Raw genomic sequence first — 2,376 nt, 5'->3', positions numbered from 1 at the left:
CCGCCACCAACACATACTCATCCTCGTCGAGGCGGAAAAGCTGGGCCCGCAACGGAATCTCGACCGCCAGATCAAACTGGTACCCCGCCACCGCCGCGAGGGCCTCTTCGAGCCGCTCGGGCGTCCAGCCGCTGCCATCGGTCACCGCCCAGCCGAACTCGGCCCGCTCAATCGGCATCACCACCTGCTCAGGTATGCCCTCGGCTGCGGGGAACACCGTGCGCAGGCTTTCATGGCGGCCCACCACATCACCGAGCGCAGCCCCCAACGCATCGGTGTCCAGTGGTCCGCGCAGGCGCAGCGCGATGGGCATGTTGTAGACCGCCGACGGGCCCAGCAGCTGGTCGATAAACCACAACCGCGACTGGGCAAACGACAACGGCACCACCGCGGGCCGCTGTTGTGTTGTTAAGGGTGCGATCGCGGGTTCGCTGGGATGTTCTTTGAGCCATTGGGCCAGCCCGGCCACGGTGGGGACGTCGAACAACGTCCGGATCGGGACTTCGACACCGAGTTCGGCCTGGATCCGCGCCGCCAGCCGGATTGCTGATAGTGAATGGCCACCCAGATCGAAAAACACGTCATCGATGCCGACCCGTGTCACTCCGAGAACGTCGCTGAACAGCGCGGCCAACACCTGTTCCTGTCGGTCACGCGGCGCCCGGTATGCCACCGCACTGATGAATTCCGGGGCTGGCAACGCGCGCCGATCGAGTTTGCCGTTGACCGTCAACGGCAGGGCATCGAGCACCATGATTGCTGCGGGCACCATGTATTCGGGCAGACGGTCGGCGACAAAGCCGCGCAGTTCGGCCACTCGTTCGATGGTCGACGGGTCGTTGACATAGCCGGCAATTGACCCCACCAGTGTGGCTGGTAGGTAGAGATCTGAGAGCGCCGGCAGCGGGGAGTCCTTAGATGCCTGGCCGGTGTGGGTGAAGATGAGGTCCATCAGCCCAGCGGTCGGTGACCAGGTCAGCGCTGTGGTGTATCCGAGTTCTTGGCCCAGCAGTTGACACTGGTGCGGCAATACCGCATCGGGTGCACAGATTTCGGCACGCAACTGGCTGACGGGCATCCGGTCGCCGGCGGTGGCCAGCGCGGATGCCAGTGCCACATCAGGCCATATCCCGCCATGGGGCACTCCGGTGACGCGCAACTCCGGCGGGTGCTGCGACTGCAGGTATTCGCCCAGCCTGGCCAGGGTTTTGAACCGCTGCCAGGGTTGGCAGGGTAGGTGGGCGAGCGAGCGCGCAGGCGCCGGCGCCTTATGCAGCACGACCTCGTATCGGTAGCTGCTGAGTTCGTTGACCGCGCCCATCTGTTTGAGCTGCACATCGACGGCGGCGATGTCGGGAAGGTGTTGGGGCAACGCCGCAAAGAACTCCGGCGCCAACAGCAGTTCCTGCTCGGCAAGCATTTCGCGGCGCACCCGCTCACGCAGCACCGCGGCGGTGTCGTCACTGGTGTCGGCGCACAACACCTTGGTGGTAAACGCCTGCAACAACGACTGGTTGCGCACGTCGCCGATGAACACCGCCCCGCCCGGTGCCAGCAACCGCATCGCGACTGCCAGCACATCCAGCAGATAGCCCGCGCTGGGGAAGTACTGGATCACCGAGTTAAGTACCACCACATCGAAATGCGCCTGCGGCAACCCCGCGGCCGCATCGGCCGGCTGCACCCGCAGCCGCACCCGATCCGCCCAGGACTGCGAAGCCACCGCCGCCTGCAGCCGCTGAATCGTCGCCGCGGAGAAGTCCGTACCCCAGTACTCGACACAATCGGGGGCCAACCGGGCCAACAACAACCCGCTACCGACCCCGATCTCCAACACCCGCTGCGGACCCAGCTTGCGGATACGCTCCGCCGCCGCCGCCCGCCACTGGCGCATCTCGTCCAAGGGGATGGGCGCCCCGGTATAACTGCTGTTCCAGCCCCCGAAATCCTCCCCCAATACCGCCGGAGCGCCCTGCGCAGAGTCCACCTGCGAATACAGGCCCTCATACACTGTCTGCCACTGCCCAACGAGCTGCGCCTCCCGTTGGGGCTCCCGCACCAGCACCATCTTCTGATCCAGCACGACATAGCCCGCCAACTGCTTGTCGCTGGCCCCCTGGTCGGCATTGACGGTGGAGGTGGCTGTATGGGCGATCACCACCGCCTGACCCACCCGAGGATGAGCCGCCAGCACGGCTTCGACCTCGCCGAGTTCGATGCGATACCCGCGGATCTTGACCTGTTCGTCGGCCCGGCCCACATAGCGCAGCTGCCCATCAATACCCCACGACACCAAATCCCCGGTGCGATACATCCGCGCCGCCGGCGCCCCGGCGAAGGGACATGCCACAAACCGCGATGCGGTCAACCCAGCCC

1 pseudogene is annotated in these 2,376 nt (G+C 65.7%); it reads right to left on the bottom strand.

Annotated features, from left to right (window positions below):
• Positions 1 to 2,371, bottom strand: a pseudogene (locus A5781_RS16070) (condensation domain-containing protein); the annotation flags it as partial.
• Positions 2,372 to 2,376: the final 5 nt, after the last annotated feature.

The organism is Mycobacterium sp. 852002-30065_SCH5024008 (genome assembly GCF_001665645.1).
GTDB classification, from domain to species: Bacteria; Actinomycetota; Actinomycetes; order Mycobacteriales; family Mycobacteriaceae; genus Mycobacterium; species Mycobacterium paraffinicum.
This window is presented reverse-complemented; position numbering and strand designations above follow the sequence as displayed.